Consider the following 6,916-nt stretch of genomic DNA (forward strand, 5'->3'; position numbering starts at 1 on the left):
TTTACATCCTGATGGTGGCCTACCAGGCCATCAAGGCCTCTAGGCTGGACTGGCCCCTCATCACGGAGGACGTTCAGGAGCGCTGCCTGCAGCGCCTCAATGGCAGCATTCGGTTCGACGAAGGTTTGAGTCCCGAGCTTATGCGGCAAGCCGTCCAACAACGCGTCGACGGTCATGCGCAACGCTATCTGCTGGCGTTCGTACACGGATACTTGCGCGATCATGACTTGCTGGCGGTTCGCAGCGATGCCGAGAAATACCTGCTGCTGGCGTCCTTCAATCTCGTCGAATGCATCGCCGCCACCGCGCCCGGCGGCACACCTCAGCGCCGTCCTTCTTCTGGCAAGCAAGCCGCGCCCTGACTCCGACCTTCCTGAGCATTCGGGCTTACGCGTCAACAACGCCGCAGGGTTACCGGTTACTTATGACTGCGGAGTTTCCCCGCCGGCTGTCTTACACCCGCTTCGTCGCCCTGATGCCGCGCTGTGCGGTGGTGCTGGCTGCATTGTTCCAGACGCTCAAGGGCGCCTGCACGGGCTTGGCCATTGCCGACTCAACGCCGCTGGCCGTTTGCGACAACCTGCGCATCCAGCGCCACCGGGTTTTCAAAGGCATTGCCCAGCGCGGCAAATCGTCCACCGGATGGTTCTACGGCTTCAAGCTGCACGCGGTTATCAACCATCGCGGCGAGTTGCTGGCCATCAAGCTCACCCCAGGCAACGTAGATGACCGCAAGGGATTGCTGGCCATCGCCTCAACCCTGTTTGGCAAGCTCTACGCCGACAAGGGTTACATCGGCAAGGAGTTTGCGCAAAAGATGAAGGACAAGGGCGTCGATGTCATCACGCGGGTGCGCAAGAACATGAAAGAAGTGGTTCACTCCGAGTTTGACCAGGCGTTGCTGCGCAAGCGCTCGCTGGTGGAAACCGTCTTTGATGAGCTCAAGAACCTGTGCCAGATTGAGCACACCCGGCACCGTTCACTCTCGAATTTCGCCGTCAACCTCATGGTGGGAATCGTGGCGTACTGCCTGCAACCCGTGAAGCCTCGCATTGCAGTATGGGTGCGTATTCCGGTAAACGTGACCGCTGATTCCGGCAACGTGACCGGCATTCCGGCGAACGTGACCGAAGGTTGGTGTTGCGCGTTTTGATTTTATGCCGGCCTGCTTTCCCGGCTGTTTTGCCCTCTCTGAAATTGAATTGTTTTTGAACGAATAGGCCCCTGCCAGGCCGCCCGAGGTCCCTGAGCGTGGTGGATTAGTGGTCGGTGCTCCCTTGTGCTGGCGGGCTTTTTTTGCGCAGAGATTCGCCGGTGAGGGTGAAGCGGTGATGGTTTTGCATCAGGCGATCGAGCATGGCATCGGCCACAGTTTGGTCACCTATCCACTCGTGCCAGTGCTCAATGGGCAACTGGCTGGTGATGATGGTGGCGCGCTGGCTGGCTCTGTCGTCAATGATCTCCAGCAGATCGGCCCGAGTTTGACTGTCCATGGCGGCCATGCCCCAGTCGTCCAGCAGCAAGACGTCCGTATTTTTGAGCGTGTCCAGCCAGCGCGTAAAGGTGCCGTTGGCATGGCGAATGCGCAGTTCCTCACCCAGGCGAGGAACCCGCAGGTACAGCGCACTGTGGCCACGCCGGCAGGCATGCTGGGCCAGCGCGCACGCCAGCCAGGACTTGCCAGCGCCGGTGGCTCCGGTGATCAGCACGGCGTGCCCGGCATTGACCCACTCCCCCAGGGCCAGACTCATCACCGCGCTGCGTTCAATGCCCCGGGTGCTGCGGCTGTCCAAATCTTCAATGGCCGCTTGCGGATATTTGAGTTTGGCGGTCTTGAGCAATCGCGCACAGCGCCGGTCTTGCCTGCCATGCACCTCACGGTCTACCAGCAAGGCCAGCCGTTCTTCAAAGCTCATGGCGCCGATGCCGCTTTGCGCAAGCTGCTGCTCCAGTGCCTGGGCCATGGTCTCCAGGCGCAGGCCGCGCAGCTGGTTCAGGGTGGTATTCATCATCATGTTGGGCTCTGTCGTGTTGGGTTTCATTGGTAGTAGTTCGCGCCACGCACATGGGCGTGAGTCGGGCTGGTCCACTCGGGTGTGGTGCTGGCCTGCAACAGGTCGCGCCGGTTGAGCAGGATGTCGCGGATGTGGGTGTATTTGCTGGTGCCCAGGCCAAGGGCCATGGTGCAGGCCGCCTCCAGCCGGGCATCACCGTAGCGCTTGGACAGGGACAGCAGGCCCAGGCAGGCGCGGTAGGCGTGCTCGGGATGGGGTTGGCGCTGCAGCATCTTTTGCACCGTGGCCGCACAGGCCACCCCGATACGCGCGCCCCAGGCGATGAGCCGCTCAGGTGTCCATTGCGCCTGGTGCTGGTGGCGCTCGGGCAGGTGCTCAGTCACGGTGGTGAAACCGCCTTTGTAGACGCAGCGCATGTGGCTGGCCACCCGGTTGCCACGGTGCAAAATCTCCACCGCATGGGCGGTGACGCGCAGCTCCAGCGCCAGGCCCACCAGGGCGTTGGGCACGCTGTAGCGGTGGCCTTCGTATTCGACATGGCTGTCGATGTGTACGCGCACCGTTTTGAAGACCGCCCATTCCCAGGGCTGCACCGGCAAGGCCATCAGGGCCGGCGCGTCGATCTGCGCGAACACGCTGGCGCGGCTGCCCGGCAACTTTTGAAACGCACGCTGGTTGAGCCAGTGCAGCAAGGGGGCGATGGCGTCGTTAACTTCCTCCACGCTGGCGAACTGATGCTTGCGCAGGCGTGCCAGAATCCAGCGCTCGACCAGCAAAACGCTCAGCTCGACCTTCGGTTTCTCATAGGTCCAGAACTGCCGGCTGTCCGGCCACTGGAGCGTGCATAGAGATCGAAGTCACGCATCCCTTTCATCCCTGGCGTGGCCAGCGCTTTGTGCTGGCCACGCGCAAGCGAAACTGGGGCGAGGATCGGGTGATGTACTTCGACGCCCAAGGCCGGCTGCGTTCGCTGCCTGCGGCGTGGACCGACATCGACCCGCCGGACGTTTGCACGCAGGCAGCCGCTGGTCGTGCGGCGTTTCGTTCGGACGATCTCCTCAGGCTTGCAGCGCTGATCGACGAGATCAGGACCCAGCACTTGAGGAGGCCTCGCCGTGTCAAGTAAATTTTGCCGCATCTGTAAAGGCATTAATGCCGCATGGCATGGCGTTGCCGAAATAACCACCGATTCAGGTGTCTTGGTTTCTTTCTGGGCAATAGCATCCACAGGAGTAGGAGGTCATGGCTGCCTTGACGCCACGCAGCCAGCGGCATATTATTATTTACACCACAAGTCGCCTTTAGACGATGACCAAGACCACCCCCAAGCTCGATCGACTGCGCCAGGCCGGCGTCCTCAACGCACAGCCTGGGCGAGTGCAGGCCGCTTGGTTCCAGCCGGGGAGCTTCTTCGACGCCAACGATCTGGTGCAGGTCAAATACGAGATGCTGCGCCACGCGCGCCAGGACGGCGTCACCAAGGCCGAGGCGGCGAGTCTTTTTGGCCTGTCGCGCCCGACTTTCTATCAGGCCGAAGCCGCGTTCGAGCAGGGCGGCGTGGCCGGCTTGCTGCCGCAGCCGCGCGGCCCGAAGTCGGCGCACAAGCTCACTGCCGAGGTGATGGGCGTGATCGAGTCGCACCATCGCCCGGGCGCCCCGATGCAGGCGCGCGAGATGGCCCGGGTGGTGTTCAGCCAGCTGGGCCTGAAGGTGCACCCGCGCAGCATCGAGCGGGCCATGACACGCAAAAAAAAACGCTGACATCGGCGGCTGTCGTGTGCTGCGCAAAGGGTCTGCCCGCGCAAGCCGCGTCGGCATACGAGCGCATTCGCGCCGACGTGATGGCCGGCCAGGCGCGCCCCGACGCCGTGGGCGCCATCGTCTTTCACGGCATGTGGCGAGGGCTTGGGGTACTGCTCGAGACGGCAGCCTCGCCATTGCCACTGCCTTCACCGACCGTGTCGCCGCCATCAGCGGCGACCCCCACCGGCACGCCCGATCGCCAGCTCGTGCGTTTGCTGGCCGACATGGTGCTGGCCTTACAGACAGGAGGTGATCCATGCCCAGTGAGTCCGCCTTGAAGATCGATGCCGACCATCTACGCCGCGACGCGTTCCTGTACGTGCGCCAATCCTCGTTGCGCCAGGTGTTCGAGAACACCGAGAGCACCCAGCGCCAGTACGCGCTGCGCGAGCGCGCGGTCGCGCTGGGCTGGCCCATCGAGCGCGTGCATGTCATCGACAGCGACCTGGGCCAGTCCGGCGCGCAGGCGCAGGGCCGTGACGGCTTCCAGCACCTGGTCACCGAGGTGGCGCTGGGCCACGCCGGCATCGTGCTGGGTCTGGAGGTCTCGCGCCTGGCGCGCAACAACGCCGATTGGCACCGTCTGCTCGAGCTGGCCGCGCTGTCGCATACGCTGATCCTCGACGAGGACGGGGTCTACGACCCGGCCCACTTCAACGACCGCTTGCTGCTGGGCCTCAAGGGCACCATGAGTGAGGCTGAATTGCATATCCTCAGGTCCCGCCTGCAAGGCGGCATTCTCAACAAAGCTCGCCGCGGGGAGCTGGAGATACCCTTGCCGATCGGCCTGACGTACGACGGCCTCGGCCGGGTCGTGCTCGACCCGGACCGCCAGGTCCAGGACACGGTGCGGCTGCTCTTCGATGTGTTCGACGCGGTCGGCTCGGCCTGCGCCGTGGTGCGGCGTCTGCGCGCTCAGCAGGTGCTGTTTCCCCGGCGCATCCGCCGAGGAATCGGCAAGGGCGATCTGCTGTGGGGGTCGATTGACGTCTCGCGGGTGCTGCAGATCCTGCACAACCCGCGTTACGCCGGCGCGTTCGTCTACGGGCGCTCGCGCACCGGATGCAACGCACAGCTCCATCCGGTGCAGCGCGTCGTCGGGCAAAAGGACTGGAAGGTGTTGATCCGTGACGCCCATCCGGGCTACATCGACTGGCCGCAGTTCGAGCGCAATGCGCTGCGGCTGCGTCAGAACCTGGGTTTTGCACCCGGGGAGCGCGGTCGCATGCCGCGCGAAGGTCAGGCCTTGCTGCAGGGTCGCGTGCTGTGCGGCAAGTGCGGTGCGCGCATGCGCGTGCACTACGAGGCGCTTGGCGCCGGGCTTCGTGCCTACTACCGCTGCAGCGAAGAGGTGGTGCGCCGTGCCGGCAAGCCATGCCAGGCCGTCCACGGACCGGCGGTCGATGCCGCGGTGAGTGCCTTGCTGCTGCAGACCGTGGCGCCCGCAGCGATCGAGGTGGCGCTGGCCGTGCAGGACGAAATTGCCCAGCGCATCGGGCAGGCCGCCGAGCGGCGCCAGGCGCAGCTCGAGCGCGCACGCTACGAAGCCGAGCTGGCCCGGCGCCGCTACGCCAAGGTCGATCCGGACAACCGCCTGGTAGCCGATGCGCTGGAGGCCGACTGGAACCATCGCCTACGCGAACTCGATGCCTTGCAACAACTTCAAGATCGCCAACGCCAGAGCGATGAAACCCAACTGGACGACGCGGCGCGCCAGCGGATCGCCGAGCTGACAAGCGACTTTCCCCGCGTCTGGAACGATGCCCGGACCAGCGCCCAGGAACGCAAGCGCATGCTCGCGCTCCTGGTCGAGGACGTGACGCTTGTGGCCGGCCCCAGCATTGCCGTTCATGTACGCTGGCGCGGCGGGCATACCCAGAGCCTGAGCGTGGACAAGCCACGCCCCATCGCGCAGATCCGCAAAACGCCCTGCGAAGTCGTCAAGCTCATCGATGAATGGCTCGATGCCTCAACGGACAGGCAGGTCGCCGCCAGGCTCAACGAACAGGGCCACCGCAACTGGAAGGGGCAGTCGTTCACGTCGAGAACGGTCATGTCCGTTCGCCGTGCCTACCGATTGCGCAGTCGTTTCGAACGGCTGCGAGCGCACGGCATGCTCACGGGCCAGGAGATGGCCGAGCAGCTCGGTGTGTCGTCGACCACCATCCATCAGCTCGGCCGCAAAGGGGTGCTGGCGCGCCACCTGTACGGCAACCACCACCGTTGCTTGTACGAGCCACCAAACGGTGGTCAACTGGTGCGCGGCGTCGGTGGCCGGTACACCAGCCACTGCGCTTCGTTTATTCCCGCTCAACCGTCAACACAAGGTGCAGTATGAAGTCCACGCCTTGTCCTGTGGGTGATAAGCGCGTGCAGGCAGCACACTGCAGCCGTAATGACGGGCAAAGTCCTGCACGCTGTCGGTCAGCAGCGGCTCGTAGCGGTCGGCCTTGGTCACCAGGGCGCGCGGGTTGTCGGGGATGATGAGCTGGGGCACGCCGCCATAAAAGGTCAGCGCCTGCGCGGTGGCACCCAGCCAGTCGCGTGCCGTCTGCGCGGGCGTTGCCAGGCAAAAGCAGTAGCCCGACACGCCCATGGCAGCGACGAAGAGGTTGGCGCGGCCAATTTCCTGCCCGTGCACCCTCAGGGCCACCGTCGGGCCGGCGTAGTCGATGAAGAGTTTCTCACCGGCGCGGTGGACCTGGCGCATGGAACGCTTGAGGCGTTTGGCAAACTGGCGGTAGTTCTCGCAAAACTGCGAGTAGCGCCAGGGCTTGAGGGGCCAGTCCGCACGGTGCTCGTCGCCGACCTGAGCGCAGTATTCCTCCCACAGCAGCATGAGCGTCACACCCTTGCGGCCCAACTCCTGGTGAAGCCGCCCGAAGTCGGCTTGCGCATAGGTCTGGCTGGCGCGAGACGACGCCAGCAGGCGTCGCTCCAGGGCTGCTTCGTCCATGGCGGAAATGGCTGCCCAGTCCAGCCCGGCGGCAACGGCCAGACCCACGTATTTGGTGACAACACCTTTGGAGAGCCCCAGGGCACTGGCGATTTGTTGATGGGACTGTCCACCCTCGAATTTCAGACGCAGGGCGTCTTTG

5 protein-coding genes and 4 pseudogenes are annotated in these 6,916 nt (G+C 64.3%); 6 read left to right on the forward strand and 3 right to left on the reverse strand.

Annotated elements, in window-relative coordinates:
• Both EC86_RS26800 and EC86_RS0125700 read left to right on the forward strand, forming a co-directional pair.
• Nucleotides 1-362 (forward strand): annotated as a pseudogene (locus tag EC86_RS26800) (hypothetical protein); the annotation flags it as partial.
• Between the two features lie 62 nt (nt 363-424).
• Nucleotides 425-1,054: pseudogene (locus tag EC86_RS0125700) on the forward strand (IS982 family transposase); the annotation flags it as partial.
• A 205-nt stretch (nt 1,055-1,259) separates the two neighbouring features.
• On the opposite strand, the gene istB reads toward EC86_RS0125700, so the two are convergent.
• Both istB and EC86_RS0125710 read right to left on the reverse strand, forming a co-directional pair.
• Nucleotides 1,260-2,015, reverse strand: a complete 756-nt coding sequence (gene istB / locus EC86_RS0125705; protein ID WP_029527928.1) for an IS21-like element helper ATPase IstB — start codon at nt 2,013-2,015, stop codon at nt 1,260-1,262.
• A 23-nt stretch (nt 2,016-2,038) separates the two neighbouring features.
• A pseudogene (locus EC86_RS0125710) lies at nt 2,039-2,815 on the reverse strand (Mu transposase domain-containing protein); the annotation flags it as partial.
• On the opposite strand from EC86_RS0125710, the gene EC86_RS30675 reads away from it, so the two are divergent.
• The 4 genes from EC86_RS30675 to EC86_RS0125725 all read left to right on the forward strand — a co-directional run bounded on the left by EC86_RS30675 (nt 2,764) and on the right by EC86_RS0125725 (nt 6,156).
• Nucleotides 2,764-3,141 (forward strand): DUF5372 family protein, encoded by a 378-nt coding sequence (locus tag EC86_RS30675; protein WP_408633931.1) that lies wholly within the window; start codon nt 2,764-2,766, stop codon nt 3,139-3,141. The pseudogene EC86_RS0125710 and the gene EC86_RS30675 sit on opposite strands and share 52 nt — an antisense overlap.
• Nucleotides 3,142-3,323: 182 nt before the next feature.
• Nucleotides 3,324-3,776: a helix-turn-helix domain-containing protein gene (locus EC86_RS0125720; RefSeq protein WP_029525307.1), complete on the forward strand. Its 453-nt coding sequence runs from the start codon at nt 3,324-3,326 to the stop codon at nt 3,774-3,776.
• Nucleotides 3,777-3,790: 14 nt separating this feature from the next.
• Entirely contained in the window at nt 3,791-4,096 is a 306-nt protein-coding gene (locus EC86_RS28360; RefSeq protein WP_198026769.1) for a hypothetical protein, read from the forward strand.
• Entirely contained in the window at nt 4,075-6,156 is a 2,082-nt protein-coding gene (locus EC86_RS0125725) for a recombinase family protein (protein WP_029525308.1), read from the forward strand. Before EC86_RS28360 ends, EC86_RS0125725 begins: the two co-directional genes overlap by 22 nt.
• 6 nt (nt 6,157-6,162) lie before the next feature.
• Here the strand turns inward: EC86_RS0125725 and istA are convergent.
• A pseudogene (gene istA / locus EC86_RS0125730) lies at nt 6,163-6,916 on the reverse strand (IS21 family transposase); the annotation flags it as partial.

Source organism: Polaromonas glacialis (assembly GCF_000709345.1).
Classification (GTDB): domain Bacteria; phylum Pseudomonadota; class Gammaproteobacteria; order Burkholderiales; family Burkholderiaceae_C; genus Polaromonas; species Polaromonas glacialis.

What these genes read in the sequence shown, in the direction of transcription:
- istB (WP_029527928.1), bottom strand. Translation starts at nt 2,015, where the DNA reads ATGATGATGAATACCACCCTGAACCAGCTGCGCGGCCTGCGCCTGGAG.
- EC86_RS0125720 (WP_029525307.1), top strand. Translation starts at nt 3,324, where the DNA reads ATGACCAAGACCACCCCCAAGCTCGATCGACTGCGCCAGGCCGGCGTC.
- EC86_RS0125725 (WP_029525308.1), top strand. Translation starts at nt 4,075, where the DNA reads ATGCCCAGTGAGTCCGCCTTGAAGATCGATGCCGACCATCTACGCCGC.